19 protein-coding genes and 5 tRNA genes are annotated in these 23,664 nt (G+C 57.7%); 12 read left to right on the forward strand and 12 right to left on the reverse strand.

Features of this window, described 5'->3' with window-relative positions; all coding sequences use genetic code 11:
• Nucleotides 1-62: 62 nt before the first annotated feature.
• The 4 genes from B7L15_RS00485 to B7L15_RS00500 form a co-directional block, all read right to left on the reverse strand.
• Nucleotides 63-4,004 (reverse strand): hybrid sensor histidine kinase/response regulator, encoded by a 3,942-nt coding sequence (locus B7L15_RS00485; RefSeq protein ID WP_085917099.1) that lies wholly within the window; start codon nt 4,002-4,004, stop codon nt 63-65.
• A gap of 106 nt (nt 4,005-4,110) precedes the next feature.
• Complete coding sequence (locus B7L15_RS00490; RefSeq protein ID WP_085917100.1) at nt 4,111-4,626, reverse strand: hypothetical protein; 516 nt, start codon at nt 4,624-4,626, stop codon at nt 4,111-4,113.
• A gap of 105 nt (nt 4,627-4,731) precedes the next feature.
• Nucleotides 4,732-6,528: a sodium:solute symporter family protein gene (locus B7L15_RS00495; RefSeq protein WP_085917101.1), complete on the reverse strand. Its 1,797-nt coding sequence runs from the start codon at nt 6,526-6,528 to the stop codon at nt 4,732-4,734.
• 6 nt (nt 6,529-6,534) lie between these two features.
• Nucleotides 6,535-6,795 carry a DUF4212 domain-containing protein gene (locus tag B7L15_RS00500; protein WP_066318397.1) on the reverse strand — a complete coding sequence of 87 codons (261 nt, stop codon included), beginning with the start codon at nt 6,793-6,795 and terminating at the stop codon, nt 6,535-6,537.
• 593 nt (nt 6,796-7,388) lie between these two features.
• Here B7L15_RS00500 and B7L15_RS00505 point away from each other — a divergent pair.
• The 3 genes from B7L15_RS00505 (at nt 7,389) to ttcA (ending at nt 10,857) form a co-directional block, all read left to right on the forward strand.
• Nucleotides 7,389-9,218, forward strand: a complete 1,830-nt coding sequence (locus B7L15_RS00505; RefSeq protein ID WP_085917102.1) for a putative nucleotidyltransferase substrate binding domain-containing protein — start codon at nt 7,389-7,391, stop codon at nt 9,216-9,218.
• Nucleotides 9,215-9,856, forward strand: coding sequence for a DNA polymerase III subunit epsilon (locus tag B7L15_RS00510; RefSeq protein ID WP_233337279.1), 642 nt, complete (start codon nt 9,215-9,217; stop codon nt 9,854-9,856). The genes B7L15_RS00505 and B7L15_RS00510 overlap by 4 nt, the downstream gene beginning before the upstream one ends.
• Nucleotides 9,857-9,933: 77 nt before the next feature.
• Nucleotides 9,934-10,857: a tRNA 2-thiocytidine(32) synthetase TtcA gene (gene ttcA / locus B7L15_RS00515; RefSeq protein WP_085917103.1), complete on the forward strand. Its 924-nt coding sequence runs from the start codon at nt 9,934-9,936 to the stop codon at nt 10,855-10,857.
• Here the strand turns inward: ttcA and fnr are convergent.
• Both fnr and hemN read right to left on the reverse strand, forming a co-directional pair.
• Complete coding sequence (gene fnr, locus B7L15_RS00520; RefSeq protein WP_085917104.1) at nt 10,854-11,591, reverse strand: fumarate/nitrate reduction transcriptional regulator Fnr; 738 nt, start codon at nt 11,589-11,591, stop codon at nt 10,854-10,856. The two genes, ttcA and fnr, sit on opposite strands and share 4 nt — an antisense overlap.
• A gap of 63 nt (nt 11,592-11,654) precedes the next feature.
• A complete protein-coding gene (hemN, locus tag B7L15_RS00525) occupies nt 11,655-13,070 on the reverse strand; it encodes an oxygen-independent coproporphyrinogen III oxidase (RefSeq protein ID WP_085917105.1) in 1,416 nt (471 codons plus the stop codon).
• 113 nt (nt 13,071-13,183) lie between these two features.
• On the opposite strand from hemN, the gene B7L15_RS00530 reads away from it, so the two are divergent.
• The 6 genes from B7L15_RS00530 (at nt 13,184) to B7L15_RS00555 (ending at nt 14,640) form a co-directional block, all read left to right on the forward strand.
• Nucleotides 13,184-13,909: an alpha/beta fold hydrolase gene (locus B7L15_RS00530; protein WP_085917106.1), complete on the forward strand. Its 726-nt coding sequence runs from the start codon at nt 13,184-13,186 to the stop codon at nt 13,907-13,909.
• A 120-nt stretch (nt 13,910-14,029) separates the two neighbouring features.
• Nucleotides 14,030-14,105, forward strand: a tRNA-Val gene (locus B7L15_RS00535).
• 63 nt (nt 14,106-14,168) lie between these two features.
• Nucleotides 14,169-14,245, forward strand: a tRNA-Asp gene (locus tag B7L15_RS00540).
• A 40-nt stretch (nt 14,246-14,285) separates the two neighbouring features.
• Nucleotides 14,286-14,362, forward strand: a tRNA-Asp gene (locus tag B7L15_RS00545).
• Between the two features lie 58 nt (nt 14,363-14,420).
• Nucleotides 14,421-14,496 (forward strand) — tRNA-Val (locus tag B7L15_RS00550).
• Nucleotides 14,497-14,563: 67 nt separating this feature from the next.
• Nucleotides 14,564-14,640: transfer RNA gene (locus B7L15_RS00555), tRNA-Asp, on the forward strand.
• Nucleotides 14,641-14,755: 115 nt separating this feature from the next.
• On the opposite strand, the gene B7L15_RS00560 is transcribed toward B7L15_RS00555, so the two are convergent.
• The 5 genes from B7L15_RS00560 to B7L15_RS00580 all read right to left on the reverse strand — a co-directional run bounded on the left by B7L15_RS00560 (nt 14,756) and on the right by B7L15_RS00580 (nt 20,954).
• Nucleotides 14,756-15,157, reverse strand: a complete 402-nt coding sequence (locus B7L15_RS00560; protein ID WP_085917107.1) for a heme-binding protein — start codon at nt 15,155-15,157, stop codon at nt 14,756-14,758.
• A gap of 77 nt (nt 15,158-15,234) precedes the next feature.
• Nucleotides 15,235-16,464, reverse strand: a complete 1,230-nt coding sequence (gene glcF, locus B7L15_RS00565) for a glycolate oxidase subunit GlcF (protein WP_085917108.1) — start codon at nt 16,462-16,464, stop codon at nt 15,235-15,237.
• Nucleotides 16,465-16,478: 14 nt separating this feature from the next.
• Nucleotides 16,479-17,579: a glycolate oxidase subunit GlcE gene (gene glcE, locus B7L15_RS00570; RefSeq protein WP_085917109.1), complete on the reverse strand. Its 1,101-nt coding sequence runs from the start codon at nt 17,577-17,579 to the stop codon at nt 16,479-16,481.
• 33 nt (nt 17,580-17,612) lie between these two features.
• On the reverse strand, nt 17,613-19,112 hold the full coding sequence (gene glcD / locus B7L15_RS00575) for a glycolate oxidase subunit GlcD (protein ID WP_085917110.1): 1,500 nt from the start codon (nt 19,110-19,112) through the stop codon (nt 17,613-17,615).
• Between the two features lie 144 nt (nt 19,113-19,256).
• The gene (locus B7L15_RS00580; protein ID WP_085917111.1) at nt 19,257-20,954 is read right to left on the reverse strand and encodes an L-lactate permease; all 1,698 of its coding nucleotides are present in this window, start codon (nt 20,952-20,954) and stop codon (nt 19,257-19,259) included.
• A 387-nt stretch (nt 20,955-21,341) separates the two neighbouring features.
• Here B7L15_RS00580 and B7L15_RS00585 point away from each other — a divergent pair, with 387 nt between their 5' ends.
• Complete coding sequence (locus B7L15_RS00585) at nt 21,342-22,037, forward strand: glutathione S-transferase family protein (protein WP_085917280.1); 696 nt, start codon at nt 21,342-21,344, stop codon at nt 22,035-22,037.
• A 126-nt stretch (nt 22,038-22,163) separates the two neighbouring features.
• A complete protein-coding gene (locus B7L15_RS00590) occupies nt 22,164-22,520 on the forward strand; it encodes a phasin family protein (protein ID WP_085917112.1) in 357 nt (118 codons plus the stop codon).
• A 105-nt stretch (nt 22,521-22,625) separates the two neighbouring features.
• On the opposite strand, the gene uraD is transcribed toward B7L15_RS00590, so the two are convergent.
• Nucleotides 22,626-23,174, reverse strand: a complete 549-nt coding sequence (gene uraD / locus B7L15_RS00595; RefSeq protein ID WP_085917113.1) for a 2-oxo-4-hydroxy-4-carboxy-5-ureidoimidazoline decarboxylase — start codon at nt 23,172-23,174, stop codon at nt 22,626-22,628.
• A gap of 126 nt (nt 23,175-23,300) precedes the next feature.
• Between uraD and uraH the strand changes: the two genes are divergently transcribed.
• Nucleotides 23,301-23,654, forward strand: coding sequence for a hydroxyisourate hydrolase (uraH, locus tag B7L15_RS00600; protein WP_085917114.1), 354 nt, complete (start codon nt 23,301-23,303; stop codon nt 23,652-23,654).
• The last annotated feature ends 10 nt before the right edge of the window (nt 23,655-23,664 follow it).

Consider the following 23,664-nt stretch of genomic DNA (forward strand, 5'->3'; position numbering starts at 1 on the left):
TTATTCGACGCCGCGCTGTTTGTATAACGAGCGCGGCGTCGTCGTTTAAGTTCTTGCAACGGTCACGGTTTGGCCCGGCTGGCCTGAAGTGTGCGGGTCAGTAGTGCACGCAGGGCTGCCGGTTTAACGGGCTTGAGCAGCAACTGATACCCGGCGCGCTTGACCTCCTCGGCCACGGCTTCGGTGCGGTCAGCGGTAATCACGATGCCGGGGACGGCGCTGGTCAGGCGCTCGCTGAGGGCTTCCAGGGCCATCAGGCCAGTGACCTCGTTGTCCAGATGGTAGTCGGCCAGGATGGCATCCGGGTCGCCGTCCATGTTGCGCAGGATCGATTTGGCGCCACCGATACTGGTGGCGGTGAACACCTCGCACCCCCAGCCGCTGAGCATGGCGGTCATGCCCTCGAGAATCAGCGTTTCGTTGTCGATACATACGATGCGGGTACCCGCCAGTTTGTTACCCGTGCGACGCGGTCCCTGATCCTGGTCGACAACGCGGGTTTCGCTGGCTTCAACGCGCGGAACGCTGACCGAGAAGGCAGTGCCGGTGTCTTCCCATGAGCGGACCTTGATCGGATGATCGAGCACACGACTCATGCGATCGGCGATGGAAAGCCCAAGCCCAAGGCCTTTTTCACTTTCTTTGTGCCGTGACACCTGGTCCAGGCGACGAAACTCCTGGAAAATCTCGCTCAGCTTCGAGTCGGGAATGCCTGGACCGCTGTCCCAGACTTCAATCACCAGTCGCTCGCCCTGACGGCGACAGCCGAGCAAGACACGGCCTTCCTGGGTATAGCGAATCGCGTTGGACAGGAAGTTTTGCACAATACGTCGCAGCATCTGCGGATCCGAGTCGACCCATTGCTGGGTAGGTACCACGACCAGGTCCAGCCCTCGCTCATCGGCCATCACTTCAAACTCGGCGCGCAACGGTCGAAAAATGTCGGCCAGCGCAAAGTGACTGCGGCGCGGTGTCAGAGCCCCGGCGTCAAGCTTGGAGATATCCAGGAGTGTGCTGAGAAGTTCTTCCGCCGCTTGAAGTGAATTATCGATATGGCCAATGGTGCGCTGGGTATCCGGCACGCTGACGTTTTGCATCAGCGCCGAGGTGAACAGGCGCGCGGCATTCAGCGGCTGGAGCAGATCGTGACTGGCCGCGGCCAGGAAGCGTGTCTTCGAGGCGTTGGCATCCTCGGCCAGCTGCTTTGCCTGGCGTAGCGCCTGCTCGGCTTCGGCACGTACGCGGTTTTCCTGTCGCAGCGCCGCATTGGCCTCGGAAAGCGCCTGGGTGCGTTCGCGGACACGCTCTTCCAGGGTTTCGTTGGTTTCCTTGAGCGCGATTTCCGCCTGACGGCGTTCGGTAATGTCCTGGTAAAGGGCGAAAAAGCCCAGGATGGACTGGCTGTCACCGAAGTGCGGGGTATAGGTCACCAGCATGTGGCGCATGGAGTCGCTCATCTGCATGGCGACTTCAAAGCTGACTCGTTCACCGCCCAGGGTAAGGGCCACCCAGGGGGCTCTTTCCTGGGCCTGGCGTGTGGGCAGCACGTCTTCGTAGCGTTTGCCTATCACGGCATTACGATCAATACCAAAGGCCTGTTCATAAGCACGGTTGGTGAACAGGTAACGTCCTTCTTTATCGAAATAGGCGATCAGGGCAGGAACGTTATCGGTGTAAATCCGGATATTGTTCTCGGATCGGATCAGCGCTTCCTCGATGCGTTTCTGCTGGGTGATATCCTGATAGGTATAGACGAAACCGCCGCCGGGCATCGGGTTGCCCTGGACTTCGAGCACACTGCCATCCTGGCGGTAGCGGACGTAGCGGTGGGGCTGACCGTCGCGGATGTTGTCGAGCAGCAGCTGGACGTGTTCCTCAGGGTCGCCGGGGCCGTATTCGCCGTTGTGGGCGTTATAGCGGAAAATGCGGTCCATCGGCGCACCTACACGGATGAGGTGATCAGGGAAACGAAACAGCTCGAGGTAGCGCTGATTCCATACCACTAGCCGCAGGTTCTGATCGACAACGCTGATGCCCTGGTTGATGTTCTCGATGGTGGCCTGCAACAGCGCGCGGTTGAATTCGAGCACCTGGGAGGCTTCATCGACAATCGAGATGACGTCGGAAATACCGATGCCGCGGCCTTGCAGCGCGGAGTTGACCACGATCCGCGCTGATGACGCCCCAAGCACTGAGGCCAGGAAGCGCTCCGTGAACTGGATAACATCGATAGAGGCTCGAGTACTGTCATCCAGCGGTTTCCCCGTGCGTCGCGCGTAGTCTTCAAAAGCGCGGTCCACTTGGTCAGCACCCAGGAAACGTTCACAGAGCACCTTCAAGTCGCCCACCGTGGTCGCTCCGGTCCAGGGGCGGTTAATCGAGGTTTGGCGGGTTTCAACACTATCGACGAATAGCGACGCCTGAATACGCTCGACCACGCGCTGGGACGTGACCTGGGAGATGAATATATAGCTGAACAGGTTAACCCCCAGGGAAAGCATCACCCCATGGGTGAAGCTGTCGCCCAGGTTCAGGCCAAACAGCGCCGTAGGCGACAGCCATGCAAGCCCCAGGGGCCCACCGTCAAGCCAGTCGGCCGGCAGCACATCAGCACTGATCATGGCGGGCATGAGCAGGCTGTAGACCCAAATGGCAAAGCCGGCATTCATGCCCACGATGACGCCCAGCCGGTTACCGCGCTTCCAGTACAGGCCGCCGATCAGCGCAGGGGCAAACTGGGCTGCCGCCGCAAAGGACAGCATGCCAATCGACGCCAACGATGTGAACTCGGCGATCATCTGATAGAAGCCGTAAGCCATCGCCAAGACGGCGACGATGGTCAGCCGCCGGGCACGCAGCACCAGCCGACCATAATCGCGGGCCTTGGTGTCGAACCAGCGCAACCGGAACAGTGCCGGAATCACGATCTCGTTGGAGATCATGATCGACACGGCGACGGCCGCAACGATGACCATACCCGTGGCGGCAGAAAAGCCACCGATGAACGTCAGCAGGGTGAGCCACTCATGGCCGGAGGCCATGGACAGCGCCAGCACATAGGTGTCGGGCTCAACCGATGAGCCGGAAAACATCATCAAGCCAGCGGCCGCCAGCGGTACGACAAAAAACGCGATCACGATCAGGTAAAGCGGAAACAGCCAGCGTGCTTTTGTCGCATCATCGGAATGGGTGTTTTCAACCACTGCAACGTGAAACTGACGGGGTAGGCAGAGTATTGCCAGCATCGCCAGCAGTGTCTGAGCCCAGAAGCTTTGACCGAAATCCTGATTGGCCAGTTGGCGTTGAAGTTCCAGTTGGGTCTCCGCGTAGCCCATCAACTCGCCCAATCCGTCGAACATGCCCCAGGTGACAAACACGCCAAGTACCACGAAGGCGAGCAGTTTAACCATCGACTCGAAGGCGACAGCGTGGATCAGGCCTTCGTGGTGCTCGGTGGCGTCGGTATGTCGCGTCCCGAACAGAATGGCAAAAATTGCCATCACCACGGCGACATAAAAAGCGGTATCGCCAAACAGCGGCGTGTTGGTCATGTCGCCTTCGGCGGTCAGCACGCTGAAGGTCGTCGAGACGGCCTTTAATTGCAGCGCTATGTAGGGCAGTGTGCCGACCAGGGCGACAAGGCTTGCGAACGCCGCCAGCGATTGCGTTTTACCGTAGCGCGAGGCAATAAAATCGGCGATGGAGGTGACGTTCTGATGCTTGGCCACGCGAATCATTTTCGCAAGCACGGGCCAGAACAGTAAAAAGGTCAGTACGGGCCCCACGAAAATACTGGCAAACGACCATCCGGCGGTCGCTGCCTGGCCCACGGCCCCATAGAAGGTCCAGGAGGTGCAGTAAATCGCCAGTGCCAGGCTGTAGATAATGGGGCGACGGCGGCTTGATCCGACCATGCGAGCGCGGCGGTCGCCGTACCAGGCAATAGCGAATAGCACCGCGATATACACAAGTGATACCGCGACTAACAGTCCGCCATGAAACATAGCTGTCTCCCGCCTTATGCCTATCGTTCAAGCCATTGGAACCTACTCGTCAGGCGAACCATTCTAGGCGAAATAAGATTTGTCGTCAGGCGTGGGATAGGGATGACTATGCGTTATCGCATACATTGTTCAGTAGCGGGGAAGTATCGCGCAGCGTACGCATCCGATCGATTTGCGGCTCCCGGGTTTCCGGTTCGAGAGGAATCAGTTCACGGCTATCGCAATTGAGTACATACGGATGGTGGGTAATCACATCGGTGTAGTGGCGTTCGAACTGATAAAGAATAAATTGTGCCACTCGCGCATCGTCGCTGGTACCCAGTTGAATGTTCTCGCTGTCGACGACGCTGAACTTGGTCGTCACTGGAAAGATGAACGTCCACGGCCGCCAGACCTGTTGACTTGTATCGCTGGAAATCACCTCAGCGGTGTCGGGAAGCTGCTGCTGCTTATGCTCAAACCACGAATATTCCATATGGATCTGGTAGCTGATCATACCCAGCCCCCCGCAAACGGGCACAATCCATTTGGGTAATCGCTTACCGCTGAGCGTGCGCAGTAATAAGCCAACCCCTGCCGCTGCCAAGCCTGCAAATATGGCGGCAATCAGATGCCAAATCATAATACGTCCTTCTAAAAAGCCATCGGGCCTCCCGGAGGAAGCCCGATGGCGGGTCGATTCCACAGCCTGCGACCCTTGGGTCGGCAGGTAAGGGATGATTATGACTTAATGGTCAACGGCAACGCCAGCGCCTTTCGGGTAGCGAACGCTTTCGACCAGGTCCTGAATCTCCTGCGGAGGCTCGTTGGTCACCTTGCAGACCAGGAAGGCCACGGCGAAGTTGATCATTGCGCCGACCGCACCGAAGGACAGCGGCGAAATGCCGAACAGCCAGTTTTCCTGGGTGTTGGCCAGCATGTTGGTGTCGGGGATGAACAGCCAGCCCAGGTAGGTGAAGATGTACAGCAGGGTACAGCCCAGACCAGCCAGCATACCGGCAACGGCGCCTGAGTTGTTCATCTTCTTGGAGAAGATACCCATCATCAACGCGGGGAACAGCGAGGCACCCGCGATACCGAAGGCCAGAGCCACTGTTTGCGCGGCAAACCCGGGTGGGTTAAGGCCAAGGTACGTTGCTACCAGGATGGCACCCGCCATGGAAATACGGGCGGCCAACATTTCACCTTTCTCGGTGATTTTGGGATTGATCATGGTCTTGATCAAATCGTGGCTGATGGCCGACGAGATCGCAAGCAGAAGACCGGCTGCCGTGGACAGCGCCGCGGCGATACCGCCTGCTGCAATCAAGCCAATGACCCAGCCGGGCAGGTTGGCAATTTCGGGGTTGGCGAGTACAAGAATATCGTTATTGACGGTCAGCTCGCTCCCTTCCCAGCCACGTGACTCAGCAATTTCGGCATATTCTTCATTGCTGTCGTTGTAGACCTGAATGCGACCATCATTGTTCTTGTCGTCAAAGTTGATGAGGCCGGTTTCTTCCCAGGTGCGGATCCAGCCAGGGCGATCCTCGTAGACAAGTGCCTGTTCCGCAGCGGCGTCATAGTCTTCTACTTGCCCTGCCATTTCCGGGTAGATCGTCGTGGCGAGGTTCAAGCGCGCCATGGAACCAACCGCCGGTGCGGTGAGGTAAAGTAGCGCGATGAACACCAACGCCCAGCCGGCTGACCAGCGTGCGTCAGCGACCTTCGGTACGGTGAAGAAGCGAATGATGACGTGGGGCAGGCCCGCGGTACCGACCATCAGCGACAGGGTAAACAGCACCATGTTGAGCTTGTTGTCGACGTCAGCCGTGTAGTCCCGGAAACCCAGCGCGTTCACTACGTCATCGAGTTTCTCCAGCAGCGGAAGACCCGATTCAGTATGCGTGCTGAACATGCCAAACATCGGGATGGGGTTGCCTGTCAGCTGCATGGCAATGAATACCGCCGGGATGGTATAGGCAATGATCAGGACGACATACTGCGCGACCTGGGTATAGGTGATGCCCTTCATGCCACCGAAAACGGCGTACAGGAATACGATCGCTGCCGCAATCCAGATGCCGGCGGTGTTGGGCACTTCGAGGAAGCGAGAGAACGCCACACCCGCACCGGTCATCTGACCGATAACGTAAGTCACCGAAGCCACGATCAAACAGATAACCGCTACCAGACGGGCCGTGTTGCTGTAGAAGCGGTCACCGATAAAGTCGGGAACGGTAAACTTGCCGAACTTACGCAGGTAGGGCGCAAGCAGCATGGCGAGAATGACGTAGCCGCCAGTCCAGCCCATCAGGAAGGTAGAGTTGGCGTAGCCACCAGAGGCCAGAAGACCCGCCATTGAAATGAAAGATGCCGCTGACATCCAGTCCGCGGCGGTTGCCATCCCGTTGGTGATCGGGTGGACGCCGCCGCCAGCGACATAGAAGTCTTTTGTCGATCCCGCACGTGCCCAGATCGCAATGCCTATATACAAGGCAAAGGAGGCACCTACGAAGAGCAGGTTGATTGCAAATTGGCTCATACCGGCTTACTCCCCTAGGCCAAATTTTTCGTCGAGCTTGTTCATTTTCCAGGCATAGAAAAAGATCAAGGCGATGAAGGTGAGAATTGACCCTTGCTGAGCAAACCAGAAGCCCAGGTCGGTCCCACCGACAGGGATTGAGGCCAGTAGCGGGCGAAAGAGAATAGCGCAGCCGTATGAGACGAATGCCCAGACAGCCAAGCATCCAATAATGGTACGGACGTTGGCTTTCCAGTATTCAGCAGCATTGGATTTGTCGTCTGCCATTGTGTTGCTCTCCACTAGTGTTTTTTAGGTTGGAAAGTTCACTCGGAATAGCGGTTGACCCATCAGGTCAATCGCACGTTTTAGATCCACTCGCTTTTTGTGATGTCATGAATCAGCTGTTCGTTAACACGTCACTTGGCTAAGAAGGACTTTGAGTGGTGCAACGACGTGCGATTACCCTGCATGACTCACTGACAATACTGGGCAATAAATGCAAAAATTAAATCCCAGACTTTGGTATCAATAAACTTTGGTGGTGAACAAAAGGTATCCAATCAGTTGAAAATGAGCCTTTTTGTGGGTTTTTGACGCTATCGTGCAAAGTTTTATTAGCTGCATGGGACGATGGTCTAGGTGGGGAGTATAGGGCGATGTTTGCTATGTTCAGAAGATGGAAAGCCCGCTTTTTTAATAAGTCTAAAAGGGACGATTTGTTTTGTCAGTGACATGCCGACAACGTAAATAAAGCGCATTAGACATTAGCGCAATAACCCAAAGTAGTAGTTGAGAGACTGGTTGAGAAGAGTGGTTGTGAGATGTAGTTGAGACCGTCAGGTTATCTGACTCCGCATTATTCTAATGAGGTCATGCCCATGGTAGATGTAGACCTTTCCCAGCCCCCGTTTTCACTGCTGGATGACGAGGGCAAGGATCACGTGCGTCGTGGCATGGACCTCGCCTATTTTGAACGCCACGATATTATTGTCGAGACAGGCCAGGCTGGCGAGTACGTCTATTTGATCCACAGGGGGGAGGTCGCTGAACTGGACCCTACCTTGCCATCGTCCATGTCACGTATCGGGCACTACACGGCAGGCGACTTATTTGGCGCAATCAGTATATTGAACGGTAAAAGCCGCTACCGCTTTCAAGCGGAGCAGGAATGCCTTTGTTACCTGATGCCCAAAGCGTTATTCAAGACGCTGTGTCAGAAGTACCCCGAGTTTAGCCAGTTCTTCCGCCAGTCACTGGCCCATAAAGCTCGCCTGTTGACCGAAAAGCGCGCCGAAGGCGGCGTGACGATGGCGGGCTTCATGCTGGCCCGCGTCAGCGAATGCATGCGCGCACCGCTTCTTCTGCCTGCCAACGCGGATATCGACAAGGCCGTGCGCACGCTCAGCGACAGCCATGCCGACAGTTTGCTGGTCGATGCCTCCAGCCAGACGGGTATGGTGACCAAGACCGACCTGCTCAATGCCATTGTGCTGTCGCAGCGCCCGGTGACCACGGCGCTTGCCGATATCGCCCAATATACCCTGGTGACGGTGAAGTCCGATCAATACTTGTTTGAAGCGCTGGTCAGCATGACGCGTCACAAGGTAACGCGTGTCGTGGTGGTAGACGATAAACAGGTCGTCGGCGTCGTCGAGTTGACCGATGTGCTGAGTTATTTCTCCAGTCGCAGTTATGTGGTCAGTCTCCAGGTTGAGCAGGCCCATGACTTGACCGAGTTGGCAACTGCCAGCCACCGCACGCCCGAATTGGTCAGCGCGCTGATGGCCCAGGGTGTGAAGCTGCGTTTTGCGATGGATCTGCTGGCGGCACTGAACGGTCGCATCATGAGCAAGGCCTGGGAGTTCACGATTGATGCGGCGCAACACCAAGACAGCTGCATGATGGTCATGGGCAGTGAGGGGCGCGGCGAACAAATTCTCAAGACCGATCAGGATAATGGGCTGATTCTGGCCGATGATGCAGACTGGACCGCGGTGCACGACGACATGCAACGGCTTACCTCGACCCTGATCGAGCTGGGTTATCCGCCGTGCCCGGGTAATATCATGGTGTCGAACCCGGACTGGGTCGCCACGGTGAGTGAATGGAAAGGGCGCATTGCGCGCTGGGCCAGCGCGCGGGACGGTGACAGTCTGATGAAACTTGCCATCATGCTTGACTCCCACGGCGTGGCGGGCAATCCGAGCCTGCTGGAAAGCGTGCGCGAAGAGCTGTTCGAGCGCTGCTCGCGGGATGAGTTGCTGCTGTCTTACTTCGCCCGCACCGCGCTGCGCTTTTCCACGCCGCTGACGCTGTTCGGTTCGCTAAAGAAGCCCCAGCACGGTATCGATATCAAGAAAGGCGGCATTTTTCCCATTGTCCATGGTGTTCGCACACTGGCGCTTGAACGGCGTATTCATGCCACCTCGACATTTGAGCGTCTGGATGCACTGGCAGAGGACGGGCGACTCAACCGTCGTTTTGCCGATGACCTTGGCGAAGCCCTGGCGCTGTTTAGCGAGTTGCGGCTCAAACAGCAACTGGACGACATTACCAACGACGGCTCCGGTGACCAACAGGAGCGATCCAACCGCGTCGTGGTGCAGGAATTATCGTCGTTGGAGCGCGATTTACTGCGCGAAGCGCTGCATATCGTCAAGGATTTCAAGCAGCGTCTCTCGCATCGTTACCATTTGGAGTATTCGTGATCAGTCGACACTATCTGGACGCCCCTTTCGCTTGGCTTGGCGGCATGCTGCGCAGAGGAAGCGAGCGCCGCCGTTATGCAGCTTCTCCCTACGCATGGCTCTTCCAGCCCTACCTGGGCAATGAGCTGGTGGCATTGGCATGCTTTGCTCACCATGGCGTCATGAGCGTAGCAGCGGTCACACTGCGCCAGCATCAGGTGCTGACCAGTCGTGCCTGGGTGGCAGCGCTCATTGAAGACGCGTGCGGAAGTGATGCCGCCGAGCGGCGCCATCAACTGCTGTATAGCGTCGAGGCGACCAAACCGTTGAACATTGAAAGCCTGCGCTCGCTGGTTGAGTTTATCGGTAATCGGCCAATCATTGGCTGGCAACTCGACCAGCGTCTCGCCCCGCTTGAGCAGGCGCTTCGCCATCATTTGGGGTTTGGCCTGCCCAATGCCCGGGTGGATGTTACCAAGCTGCATCAGCGCCATCTGCGTCGTCTACATCCCCAGGCGGAACACGCGGCCGAGCTGGCACGTGCGCTTGACTGCTGGCAAGTGCCCAGTAAGACGCCTCAGCGGGCACTGGAAGACGCCACAGCCAGCGCGCTCTTGTACCTTCGTCTGCAGCGTAACGAGGTAGATACTGTTTCATAGCGGCCTGCGATTGGGTCATTGCGCTGTGAGTTGCTAGAATAACGGCTGCTTCTCTTACCATCGGCAGTGCTATTACCATGCAACATGATCCTGTTCATTTTGACCCAGCGTTGGCGACTGCCGACGCGACATCCAGCTTATCCGAAGCGGCTGACACTTCGGAGTCCCAAGATGTCAGACAAAAACGCGAGTTCAATAAGCTGCAAAAGCGGCTCCGCCGTGAAGCGGGCAATGCGATTATCGACTATCGCATGATCGACGAAGGTGACCGCGTCATGGTGTGCCTGAGCGGTGGCAAGGATAGCTATACCATGCTGGAAATGCTGCTCAGCCTGCAGCGCAACGCACCGGTCAACTTCTCGCTGATAGCCGTCAACATGGACCAGAAACAGCCGGGGTTTCCCGAGCATGTGCTGCCGACCTATCTCGAGCAACGCGGTGTGGACTACCACATTCTGGAACGTGATACCTATTCGGTGGTGAAGGAGAAAACCCCCGAAGGCAAAACCACCTGCGCGCTGTGTTCGCGCTTGCGGCGCGGGTCGCTGTATGGCTTTGCCGAGGAAATCGGTGCGACCAAGATTGCCCTGGGGCATCACCGGGAAGATATCCTGGAAACGCTGTTTTTGAACATGTTTTTCGGTGGCAGTTTGAAATCAATGCCGCCCAAGCTGCTCTCCGACGATGGCAAGAATATCGTCATCCGGCCGCTGGCCTACTGCAAAGAAGCGGATATTGCCGAGTACGCGCGTTTGATGGCGTTTCCCATTATCCCCTGCAACCTGTGCGGCTCCCAGCCCAATATGCAGCGCCAGGTGGTCAAGGAAATGTTGGCCGAATGGAACAAGAAACACCCTGGCCGCCTGGAAAGCATGTTCAAGGCCGTCACCAACGTCGCGCCTTCACAGCTGGCCGACCGCGACCTGTTCGACTTTGCCGGGCTGGAGGCCAAGCAGGCGGAATTGAGGGCGGGGCGTATTCAGGCGCTCAACGTCGGTTAAGCGGGCTCTTCTTCGGCGAGTCGTTGAAGCTTCGCCATGTCGAGAATGTTTACCTCACGACCGGAAATGGCGACCACGTCCTGGGACTGGAAGCGACTGACAATCCGGCTGACGGTCTCAACGGCAAGGCCCAGGTAGTTGCCGATATCAGCCCTGGGCATGGAAAGACGGAAGCTATAGGGCGAGTAACCCCGGCGACGGAAGCGATCGGAAAGCGTGACCAGGAAGGTTGCCAATCGCTGATCAGCGGTCTTGCCCGATAGCAGACGCATCATTCGCCGGTCATTGCGCAGTTCTTTGCTCATACTGCGATATATCTGGCCGCGTAACTCGGGCAGTTTCTCAGACAGTTGGTCAAGGCGGTCAAAGGGAATCTCACACACAGTGGTGGTTTCCAAGGCGATTACGCTGCCGGGGTAGTGCGGCTCATCGATAGCATCAAGCCCCACCAATTCACTGGGCAGGTAAAAGTTGGTCAGTTGGTCATGCCCGCCACCTTCGCTGGTGACCTGCTTGAGGCTACCAGAGCGCACCGCATAGACACTGTTGAAGGCATCCCCCTGATAAAACAGATGCTCTCCTTTCTTGAGGGGGGCGCGTCGCCGAATGATCGCGTCAAATTGATCGATATCCTCAAGCTCCAGTGCCAGCGGCAGGCACAGCGAACTCAAGCTGCAGGTCTGGCAGCGTGCTTCGTGCAGGACTGCGCGCCGCCGTTGCGGGGCTTCCAGCATAAGAGTCTCCAAAAGAGAATTCGTATGTTCATTATGGAAGCGTGTGCCCATGAATAACAACTGCTAAACAATATTCGAGTAGTGGTTGTCGGTTTGAGAAAGCAAGCGTGCATCAAAGGCCATGGCCAGGTGGCGTATTAACAGGCGTCCGACAGGCGTCACCTCCAGTAAACTGCCGCGGATATCGATCAAGCCGTCGTGTTGCGCCTGCTCCAGGGCGTTTAAGGCCGATTGAAAATAATCTTGCGCATCGACCTGCCAGCGCTCACTGAGCGCTGACAAGTCGAGCCGCATATCGCACATTAAACGCTCGATGGCTTCACGGCGAAGCAGGTCGTCTCGACATAGCCGTATGCCGCGTTGTGTGGCCAGTTGCCCTTGGTCAATCGCCGCCTCGTAGTGCTCAAGCGTGCTTTTGTTTTGTGCGTAGCTGTCATTCAGGCGTGAAATGGCGGAGACCCCAAGGCCGATAAGGTCGCATTGGGCGTGGCTGGAATAACCTTGAAAGTTGCGTTGTAGCGTACCGTGACGCTGGGCGATGGCCAGGCTGTCATCAGGGCGGGCAAAATGGTCCATGCCGATATGCACGTAGCCGGCGGTTGTGAGCAATTCAATCGTGATGCGCAGCATCGCCAGCTTTTCGTTGTGACTGGGTAGCTCGGCATCAAGGATCCGTCGCTGTGGAGGGAAGCGCTGGGGCAAATGGGCGTAATTGAAGACCGACAGGCGTGCGGGGTTCAGCTCGATCACCTGGCGAAGGGTTTGTGCAAAGCTGTCTGGGGTTTGTCTGGGCAGGCCGTAAATCAAGTCGAGGTTTAACGAACGGAAGCCCAGTCGATGGGCTTCGTCCATCAACGTTTCGGTTAGCGCCCGCGGCTGGGGGCGATTGATCGCCTTTTGAACCCGTGGATCGAGGTCTTGTACGCCCAGGCTCAAGCGATTGAAACCCAGTGACTGTAGATGACGCAGCGTCAGCACATCGGCTTCGCGAGGGTCGATTTCGATGGCATAGTCGCGCTCAGGGGCGTCTGAAAGCCCGAAGTGCGCATCCAGCTTATCCACCAGTTCGCTCATTTGATCGAGAGTCAGAAACGTCGGTGTGCCACCGCCCCAGTGGAGCTGTTCAACCGGGCGTCGGGTATCCAGATGCTGCGCTGTCAACGCCATTTCCGTGTCGAGCCTTGCGAGGTAGGGCGCGGCGAGCGCGGTGTTTTTGGTCGCGATCTTGTTGCACGCACAGTAAAAGCAGACTTTGCGGCAGAAGGGGACGTGCACATACAGTGATAGTGGTCGTTGAGCTTCGTTACTGCGTTGCAGTGCCGCGCTAAACTCGTCGGCAGTGAACGCCGCGTCAAAGGATAGCGCGGTCGGGTAGGATGTATAGCGCGGTCCGCTTTTCGCATAGCGATGGAGGCGGTCAGGGGCCCACACCGGCGACGCGAGTGGATTACCAGGCGCTGAATGAATAGGGGCAGGCATGAGGCAGGGCTCCAGACTGAGTATTGATTCATGGTAGCGAGTGCCGCACGAGGCAACGTTGAGCCACGTCAAGGAAAAGCCCGTTACCGAACAAGCGACACAGGAGGGGTGAGTTGGACGCGCAATGGCCAGAGGAAAAAGTCGTCAGCCAGCAGTTGCTGGCTGAAGCGGTCGCCGAGCAGGCCGAAGGCTGTTTTTGGCGGGAGGGCCTGGGGCCGCTCAGGCTTTATGGCCAGGCAGACCTCGGCTGCCTACTGCTCGCTCATGGAGCGGGTGCCGGGCAGCGTTCGGCCTTCATGCAGCAGTTTGCCAGTGCACTCGCGCGAAGGGGGCTGCAGGTGATTACCTTTGATCTGGGCTACATGCAGCAAATGCAGGCGACGGGCAAACGCCGCCCACCGCCCGCCATCGAACGGAGCGTTGCTGAACTGGCGCGTTGGTATGCTTGCCTGTCGCCGCTAACGATCAAGCCGCTATGGCTGGGGGGTAAATCCATGGGGGGCCGTGTGGCGAGCATGCTGGCAAGCGAGCAGCCTTGCCCCGGGCTGGTGATTGCCGGTTATCCCTTTCATCCCCCCAAAGCGCCCGACAGACTGCGCCTGGCGCACTGGTCGAAGGTGCCGGTGCCGGCGCTCATACTTCAGGGCGAGCGCGATCCGCTGGGGAATCGTGATGAAGTCGCGGGGTATGCGCTACCGGATAATGCCCGCGTGACCTGGTTGACCGATGGCGATCACGACTTCAAACCCCGCCGGGCATCGGGGCTTGATCAGACGATTTTGATTGACGAGGCAGCGGCTCATGGGGCATCCTTCGTGCGCGCTCAATCGCCGCAGTGAGGCGTTTGGAAAATTGCGTTGGAAACAGTCGTTGTAAGGACAGTATCTGGACGCAGTATTTTGACATAGTCTGTTGACTTCCTTCGCATCTACTGTAGAATGCAGCGCCACGTGACCAGCGGGTGGTTAGCTCAGTTGGGAGAGCACCAGCCTTACAAGCTGGGGGTCACTGGTTCGAACCCAGTACCACCCACCATCTCTTGATGGCCTGGAAACGTTGCAGTAAGGAAAGCACCTAGCGTTAGCAGTGCGATACAGCGGACCGGTAGTTCAGTTGGTTAGAATGCCGGCCTGTCACGCCGGAGGTCGCGAGTTCGAGTCTCGTCCGGTCCGCCATCGTCACTTTTTCGTTTGTTTTCCATGTTTTGTCGTATGTGGACCGGTAGTTCAGTTGGTTAGAATGCCGGCCTGTCACGCCGGAGGTCGCGAGTTCGAGTCTCGTCCGGTCCGCCACGATAAACAAGCGGTAAAAATTCAATTGGCAAAGTTCAGCTAATGATGCCAATTCGCTGGGTGGTTAGCTCAGTTGGGAGAGCACCAGCCTTACAAGCTGGGGGTCACTGGTTCGAACCCAGTACCACCCACCATTTGAATCGCTTGGCGTACTCAAATGGTAATGATGCAATACCCTGCTAGATATCAGTGCGATACAGCGGACCGGTAGTTCAGTTGGTTAGAATGCCGGCCTGTCACGCCGGAGGTCGCGAGTTCGAGTCTCGTCCGGTCCGCCATTACGCAGCTTTTATCTCCAGCAGCCAGAATTATCGGTTTTATACCGAACGAATTTAAAAAAACCCCGGATCATCGATCCGGGGTTTTTCGTATGTGCTTTATACAGCCGCTAACTCAGGCAATCGCACCCACGCCCGCTTTGGCGACCTGAACGTCCTGGTCCGGTTTGACGCCGGAAATACCTACCGAGCCGACCACCTGGCCGTCGACGATAATCGGCACGCCGCCGGAGAGCAGCCCTTGAAGTGGTGCGGATACAAAGGCGGTACGGCCGCCGTTGATCATCTCTTCAAAGACCTGGGTTTCTTTGCGACCTACCGCCGCACTGCGTGCTTTCTGGGTGGCCACATCGGCGCTGAAGGGCGCCGCGCCGTCCAGGCGGCGTAGGGCAAGCAGATGACCACCATCATCAGCGACGGCGATGGTCACCGCCCAGCCATTGCTGTCGGCTTCTTTTTGGGCGGCATCAAGTACGTGGGTAACGTCTGCTTGGGATAAGACAGCTTTAGTTTGCATCAGGTGGTCCTTTGGTTGGTTTGCCGTTAAACATGCCCGTGCCATTCGCTTGGCACGGGATAATGTGATGTGTGGAATCAGTGTAACGCAGCGTCGACGATTTCCACCCAATGGCGTACCGGCGTGCGGTTGGCACCGGCCAGGTGGGTTTGGCAGCCAATGTTGGCGGTGACAATCATTTCCGGATTGCCCGCTTCCAGAGCGTTGAGTTTATTGTCGCGTAGCTGGGTCGCCAGTTCAGGCTGGGTGATCGAATAAGTGCCCGCCGAGCCGCAGCATAGGTGAGCATCCTGCACCGGAGTCAGTGCAAAGCCAAGCTTGGTCAGCACACCTTCAACCGCGCCGTTGAGCTTCTGAGCGTGCTGCAGCGTGCAGGGGCAGTGAAACGCCAGCCGCTGGCTGGCTTGCACATCCAGTGACTCAAGCGGTTCGTCACGCAGCACTTCGACGATGTCCTTTGCCAGGGCGCTGATTTTCTCGGCCTTGTCGGCATAGTCCGGGTCGTCTTTGAGCATTTCGCCATACTCTTTGACGAAGGCGCCGCAGCCGCTGGCGGTTTGCACGATGGCTTCGGCACCTTGCTCAACGTGTGGCCACCAGGCGTCAATATTGGCCCGCACACGGGCGAGGCCAGCTTGCTGGGCATTGAGGTGGAAGTCGATCGCGCCGCAGCAGCCCACCTCGGATACCGGCGTCACGCTGATGCCCAAACGGTCGAGGATCCTTGCGGTGGCGGCATTGGTGTTGGGCGATAGACCTGGCTGGACGCAGCCTTCCAGCATCAATACCTGACGACTGTGCTGGGTACTCGGCCGCTGACCCGCATCGACTGGCGCGCCCGGCATTTTGCTGCGTAGCTTGCCGGGTACCAGGGGTTTGAAAGTTTGGCCCAGCGCCAGCAGTGCCTTGAAGCGCTGCGGCTCGACCAGCATTTTGCGTAGTGCATAACGCTGCGCCCGCTCGGCAGCCGGTCGCGGTACGCGACGCTCAATTTCGGCCCGGCCAATATTGAGCAGCTTGTGATACTCCACGCCTGACGGGCAGGTGGTCTCGCAGTTAAGGCAGGTGAGGCAGCGGTCCAGGTGCAGGCGGGTTTCTTCGGTGACCTGATCGTCGTCATCACGACTCTCAAGTAGCTCCTTCATCAAGTAGATGCGACCACGAGGACCGTCGCGCTCATCGCCCAGCAACTGATAGGTTGGGCAGGTGGCGTTACAGAAGCCGCAGTGCACACAGGTGCGCAGCACGCGGTCGGCTTCCTGGATGTGCGGCTTTTCAAGGTCGGCATCGGTAAACTGCGTTTGCATGTCAGCTCTCCTGATTAAAACGCCGCATAGAGACGTCCCGGGTTAAAAATGCCGTGGGCGTCTAGTTCCGCTTTCAAGTTGCGGTGGTATTTTTCCACCACGCTGGGCAGCGGCGTAAAGGGGCTTTGCGTGCCACCTTGCGCATAGGGGGTATAGCAGGTGGCGTGGCCACCGGCGGTATGGCAGGCATCGCGAAGCGTATCGGCATCCAGCGATGTCTTCACCCAGCGCTGGCTACCGCCCCAATCGTAGAACATATCAGCGTCGTCGATACCCAACGCCAGAGGCGGTGTGTTGGGTGGCAGCGACAGCCGCCACAGTACCTGGCCTTCATTTGGGGTGAAAAACGCGTGCTGATGGTCGCGCAACTGCTGCCAGAAGCTGGCATCAAGGTCGTCACCGCCCAGGCGTTCACGCGTGGCTTTCACCGAGCTATGACCACCTTCCAGGCGGATAAAAAGCTCGTCCTGATGCCAGGCAGCGGCCGTGATCGGCAGCGGCTGACGGCCAAGCTCGGCGAGCTTCTTCAGCGCATCGTCGATACCCATTGACAGGCGCAAGCTGTGGCTGGCGCTGGGCAACGGCAGTACCTTGAAGGAGATATCGGCCAGCACGCCCAGCGTGCCTTGTGCGCCTGCCATGAGGCGGGAGAAATCGTAACCGGCGACGTTCTTCATTACCTCGCCGCCAAAGCGCAGCAGTTTGCCTTCCTGGGTAATGACCCGTGTGCCGAGAACGAAATCGCGAGCGGCGCCTGCCCAGGGCCGGCGTGGGCCGGAAAGCCCGGTAGCCACAGCGCCGCCAATGGTGCTGGCCTCGCCAAAGGCAGGCGGCTCAAAGGCGAGCATTTGATGGTTCTTGGCCAATTCGGCGTCTAGTGCGCTTAACCGGGTACCGGCGCGAACGGTGACCACCAGCTCGACCGGGTCATAGTCGACAATGCCGCTGTGACCGGCAAGGTTGAGCGCTTGGCCTTCCACCGGGCGGCCATAGAAGGCCCGGGTGTCGCCGCCGACAATGCGCAACGGTGTGCGTGAGGCGTGGGCCTCGCGGACCTGGTCGCACAGCGCCTCGGCGATGTCGCCATCCGTAGTGTGAGTCACGGTGTTAGTCATGGTCTTTCCTAGTCAGGGTCTTTACCTGGCGCATTAGAAACGTGGCAGTTCAGGATGCGGTAATTCGTTGTTATGGACGTGCATCGCGCCGAACTCGGCGCAGCGCGCCAGAGTAGGAATATTTTTGCCCGGATTGAGCAACCGCAGCGGGTCAAACGCCGCTTTCAAGGCATGAAAAACGGTCAGCTCGTCGGGCTGGAACTGGCTGCACATCTGGTTGATCTTTTCCCGGCCTACGCCATGCTCGCCGGTGATCGACCCGCCAGCGGCCACGCACAATTCCAGTATCTTGCCGCCGACATCTTCCGCCAGCGCCAGTTCGCCCTCCTTGTTGGCATCGAACAGAATCAGCGGGTGCATATTGCCGTCGCCGGCGTGAAACACATTGGCCACCAGCAGGCCGCTTTCTTCGGACAGCGCGGCAATGCCCTTGAGCACCCTTGGCAATTCTCGTCGCGGAATAGTGCCATCCATGCAGTAGTAATCCGGCGACATCCGGCCAACCGCCGGGAAGGCATTCTTGCGGCCCGCCCAGAACTTGGCGCGTTCGGCCTCATCGCGGGCCTGCTGAATGTCGGTGGCCCCGGCGTCGATAAGCACGCGGCGAACGGTGTCGCAGTCGTCGTCCACATCGGCTTCCACGCCGTCGAGTTCGCACAGCAGAATGGCTTCGGCATCCAGCGGGTAGCCCGCCTTGACGAAATCCTCGGCAGCCTTGATGGCCAACTTGTCCATCATTTCCAGGCCGCCGGGAATAATGCCTGCGGCGATGATATCGCCTACTGCGCGACCTGCTTTCTCGACGTCGTCGAAGCTGGCCATCAGGACCTTGGCGGTTTCCGGCTTGGGCAATAGCTTGACGGTGATTTCGGTGACGACCCCGAGCATGCCTTCAGAACCGTTCATCAGCGCGAGCAGGTCAAAGCCTGGCGCATCGAGCGCCTCGGCGCCCAGTGTCATGCGTTCACCTTCGATGGTCAGTATGTCGACGCGCATCACGTTGTGAACAGTCAGGCCGTATTTCAGGCAATGCACGCCGCCAGCGTTCTCGGCCACATTGCCGCCAATCGAGCAGGCGATCTGTGACGACGGGTCGGGGGCGTAGTAAAGCCCATAGGGGGCGGCGGCTTCGGAGATCGCCAGGTTGCGTACGCCGGGTTGCACCCTTGCAAGGCGCGCTTCGGGGTCGACCTTGAGAATCTGATTGAAGCGGGACATGACCAGCAGCACGCCGCGTTCCAGAGGCAGCGCGCCCCCGGAAAGCCCGGTGCCCGCGCCGCGCGTGACCACCGGCACGCCGAGAGCGTGGCAGCGTTTGAGCAACCCTTCCACTTCTTCAAGGGTCCCGGGTAGCGCCACCAGCATCGGCAAAATCCGGTAAGCCGCCAGGCCATCGCACTCAAACGGTCGAAGATCCTCTTCGCGGTGGAGTAAGGTAAGCGAAGGCACTGCCTGCTGCAGGTCGGTCAACACCTCGGTTTTATCGCGGCGAACCAGTTCGCCATCGAGGCGCTCATCAAAGAGGATGTTCATGATAGCTCCTGAAGATGAGGAGAGCGTGGGAAGTCCGTGGCTCTATGTTATGGAAAAGATTTCCATAAATCCATCCTGATGATGGTGGAAAGCTTTTGCATAATGTCGCCGAGGTTTCCCCCGGCGACGTCATGGGGTTGAGGATTACGACCCGACAAGCGGGTCGGTAACACCCAGTACATAAAAGGCAATCAAGCCGATCAAGCCTGTGGCGACCAGGTAATAGATCGTCGGCAGGATCGTCTTACGAATGGTAGCCCCTTCGCGGCCTAATAGCCCAACCGTTGCCGACGCAGCGACCACGTTGTGAATCGCAATCATGTTACCGGCGGCTGCCCCAACGGCTTGCAGTGCCACCATCATGGCGGTGGACAGGCCAAGGGTTTCCGCGACACTGAACTGAAACTCGGCCAGCATCAGATTGGACACGGTGTTCGAACCGGCAATAAAGGCGCCCATGGCACCCACAGCTGGTGCGAAGAACGGATAGATATCACCCACGCCGCTGGCAACGGCCTGCGCCATCATCACCGGCATGGACGCGATATCAGCACCGTTAACCCCTGAGTTGATCAAGATTCGTACCATCGGCACGGTAAAAATCAGTACGAAGCCCGCGCCAAAAATGGTTTTGGTGGATTCAGATAGTGCCGCGCTCATCTTGCGGGCATTCATCTGGTGAATAAAGAAGGTGACGGCCACCACTGCCAGAATGATGCCGCCCGGCAGGTAGAGCGGCTGAATACTGCCGCTGATACCTTCCTCGCCGAGGATATTCGACCAGCTCAGGCTCAACGAGGTCAGTGCCGCTTGCAGCGGCTCAATGGTGCGCGACGCCACCAGGAAGACAGCCAGCAGCACATAAGGCACCCAGCCCTTGAAGGTCGACATCGGTGCCTGCCCGACAACGTCTTCAAGCTTGATCTGCAGGTTGCCGATCCACTCGTCGGGCCATGAGGTCGACTCGGGGAAGTCCCAGGTGTCCTTGGGCAGCAGAAAGCCTTTGCGTGCTGCCGGTACGACGATTGCGAGACCCACCATCGCACCGATCATGGACGGAAACTCTGGCCCCAGGAACACGCCCACCAGCATATACGGAACGACGAATGAAATACCCGTAAAGATGGCGAAGGGCACAATCGACAGGCCTTCTTTCCACGACCTGTTGGCACCGAAGAAACGCACCATGATCGTGACCAGAATCAGCGGCATCAGGATGCCGACAATACCGTGGGTGACCGCCACACCGCTGGTTACCTGCTGGAAGAAGATATCCCAGGTTGACCCCACGGATTCCAGTTCAGAGGTGATGCCTGCACGGTCAAGACCACTGCCCACGCCGACGACGATCGGGGTGCCCACGGCGCCAAAGGAGACGGGCGTGGACTGGATCATCATGCCGACCACAACTGCCGCCAGCGCCGGGAATCCCAGAGCGACCATCAGCGGTGCGGCTACAGCGGCGGGGGTGCCAAAGCCGGACGCCCCTTCAATAAAGCAGCCAAACAGCCAGGCAACGATCAGCGCCTGGACGCGGCGGTCGGGGCTGATACCCGAAAAGCCGTTACGAATAGCAGTGATACCGCCCGAGTGCTTGAGCGTATTGAGAAGCAGGATCGCGCCGAAAATAATCCACAACAGCCCTGCCGTTTGGATCAGCCCCTGGATCGTCGAAGCAACTATCCGTGACAAAGACATGTCCCAGGCGGTCAGGCCGATAATGGCCGCCGCCAGGAAGACGATGGGCATGGCGATCTTGGCGGGTATTTTAAAGCCAATGAGCAATATTCCCGCTAACAACAGCGGTGTGAATGCCAGAAGGGCAAGAAATGATTCATTCATGGGAAGAACTCGACTCCTTGTTATTAACCGTTGTGCTCCACAATAATGACGCGCCGTATTTAAGGCATTAGATGTCAGAACGAAAGATACGGCGCTACCGATACTATGACTACTGGTGGAAAATTGGTATGACCAATAACGATCAGTCCTGATGTCATGTTGTAATCTTGTTGTTGTTCGTTAAGTAGCTGTTTATATTATTTTTTATGGAGAATTGTTAAGAAGATATCGAGCGCTACTCATTAGACTAATAGACAGTAGGGTTAGCCTGTCGAGGGTCAGTACTGCACCGCTAATCGCAGGCGCTTGCGTCGTGGAAGACTTGCGGCCATTGTCGGGTTAAGGTGTCCTACCACTATGACCAACAGCAACAAGGAGACGATGACGGTGGCAATCAAACTCTATGATCTGTGTGGTCGCGACGAGCGACTACGTTTTTCGCCCTTCTGCTGGCGAGTGCGCATGGCGCTGGCCCATAAAGGCCTCTCATTTACCACCCAGCCCTGGCGGTTTCTCGAAAAAGACGCTATCGCGTTTGCCAATCACGACAAGGTGCCGGTACTGGTGGATGGTGAGCAAGTGGTGACCGACAGTTTTGATATCATGCGCTACCTTGACGATACCTACCCCCAGGCGCCGCTTTTTGGCGAAGGGGCCAGCTATCAGCGGGCGCGGTTCTTCAAGCATTATGTTGAACGTAGCGTGACGCCCGCACTGTTCAAGATAGTCGCGCTCGACTTGCTGGCGGCGATCCATCCCGACGACCGCGACTATTTCCGTGAGACCCGCGAGGCGCGTTTTGGCTGCACGTTGGAATCGCTTCACCAGCCCGAGAAGGGGCGGGCGCAACTCAAGCAGGCGCTTGCGCCGGTCTACGCTCAACTGAATGACGCCGACTTTATCGATGGCGACTCGCCCGCGGGGGCTGATTACCTGTTATTTGGCAGCATGATGTGGGCATATACCGTATCGAATGAGTCGCTGGTTGATGCAGAAGACGTTGTGGATCAATGGTTTAAGCGCATGCTGGCTGTTCACGATGGCATTGCCGGCAAGGCTGCCACGGTGCGGGATATCGCCTAGTCGAAAATTTATGTTGCACTGCACAAAATCGACTGCTAACGTGTGGTGTAGCAGAGGCGCTGACCTTACTGATATTCCCTTTCCAAGGCGCGCCTATGTCGTTACTCACTTTAAGGAGTTAGCGCGATGAATAAAGCCGCCGAAAAAGCCAGCCAGCAAGTCGAGTCCATCTTTGTATCGCCGATGCGTTCTTACACGCTGACAGCGCTGGACTACTATGATCAGATCGTTAGCGCACAGCTTGACGCTGTTCGTGCCTACTCGGATCTGAGCATTGCCCAGGCTCGCACCTGGCTGGACGTGAAAGATGCCGACAGCTTCAAGAAGGCAATGGAAAGCCAGCAGAAAGCTACCAGCGACCTGATGGAGCGCATGAAGGGGGATGGCGAAAAAGTCACTTCCATCAGCCAGAGCTTCATCAAAGACAGCCAGAAAATGGCCGAAGATACCACCAAGAAAGCGGTAGAGACGGCCAAGCAGTAAGCCTGGTCACTATCGTTTAATCGCCTTGGTTAATGACTGCGCTCTTTTTAGAGCGCAGTTTTTTTTGCTGGGTGCTGTATACAAGCGGTTGGTAGGCCGCCAAACCTATTGCTGTTGTTCCGCGGCCCGTGCGCGAAGACGTAGCCTAGCGATGCGGATGATCTGTTCGATGGCGGTTTTGCGCTCTGTCATTGCGTCGTTCTCGAGGCGCTTGGCGAATGCCTCCAAAATGGCGAACCGGTCCAGCCCTTTCACGGCGATCACAAAAGGAAAACCGAATCTTTCCTTGTAGTCGGCGTTAAGCTGCTCGAAGCGGGCAAACTCTTCAGGCGTGCATTGGTCAAGCCCGGCCCCTGCCTGTTCACTGGTAGAGTCCTGGGTCAATCTGCCTGCCATTGCGGCTTTGCCAGCGAGGTCGGGGTGCGCCTGAATAACGCGTATCTGTTTTTCGCTGCTCGCCTGCTGGAGTTGAAGGCCCATTGCGTCAGCCAGGGCATCCGGGTGGTCATGTGCCGAGGTCAAGCCGGTTTCCCAGGCTGCCTGAGCGACCCAGGGAGAGTGCTCGTAGATATCGCCGTAATGCTCGATAAAGGCGTCAAGGGATAGCTCACTCGGGCAGGGTTGAAGGCATAAGTCGGCGGCGGGTGAGGGCATGGGGCGCTCCGGGCTAGGCTGAGTGTGTGATGGCTCAATGTATACAATAAAACAAGCTAACGGTACTCTACAGCCATCGACACGCGACGCTGAACCCGCGATACACAAAAGCAATAAGGAGCCACCATGGGATATCTGACGACTCACGTGCTGGATACCGCACTCGGCTGCCCTGGCCAGGGCATTGCCATCGATATACTGCGGCTAAACGGCAGCGAGCGGCAGCATCTGCACACCGTGATCACCAACCAGGATGGCCGTTGTGATACACCGCTTCTCGAAGGCGATGCTTTTACACCCGGCGAGTACGAGCTGTGCTTCCATGCCGGCGACTACCTACGCGCCAAGAGCGTCGACGCCGCTGAACCGCGCTTCCTGGATGTCATTCCCATCCGCTTCGGCGTGGCGGATGCCGATCAGCACTATCACGTACCGCTATTGCTCTCGCCCTATGGGTACTCGACCTATCGTGGCAGCTGATGGCGGAGGC

The organism is Halomonas sp. CSM-2 (assembly GCF_002119345.1).
Classification (GTDB): Bacteria; Pseudomonadota; Gammaproteobacteria; order Pseudomonadales; family Halomonadaceae; genus Vreelandella; species Vreelandella janggokensis.